The organism is Pseudoduganella guangdongensis, assembly GCF_009857475.1.
Lineage (GTDB): Bacteria > Pseudomonadota > Gammaproteobacteria > Burkholderiales > Burkholderiaceae_D > Rugamonas > Rugamonas guangdongensis.
The window spans coordinates 1-321 of the sequence record NZ_WWCJ01000063.1 but is presented as its reverse complement, the minus strand read 5'-3'; the positions used below and the strand labels follow the sequence as shown (position 1 = coordinate 321).

Sequence of the window (321 nt, the reverse complement as noted above, 5' to 3'; positions counted from 1 at the left end):
CTGAATACATAGGTGTGTGAAGCGAACGCGGCGAACTGAAACATCTAAGTAGCTGCAGGAAAAGAAATCAACCGAGATTCCCAAAGTAGTGGCGAGCGAAATGGGAAGAGCCTGTACGTGATAGTCGACTGGATAGTGGAACGGATTGGAAACTCCGGCCATAGAGGGTGATAGCCCCTTACACGAAATTCAGACGGTGGTACTAAGCGTACGACAAGTAGGGCGGGACACGAGAAATCCTGTCTGAACATGGGGGGACCATCCTCCAAGGCTAAATACTCGTAATCGACCGATAGTGAACCAGTACCGTGAGGGAAAGGC

General features: G+C 50.5%; 1 rRNA gene. It reads left to right on the top strand.

Going from position 1 to position 321, the window contains the following annotated elements:
- Positions 1–320 (top strand): 23S ribosomal RNA (locus GTP41_RS26845); the annotation flags it as partial.
- Position 321: the final 1 nt, after the last annotated feature.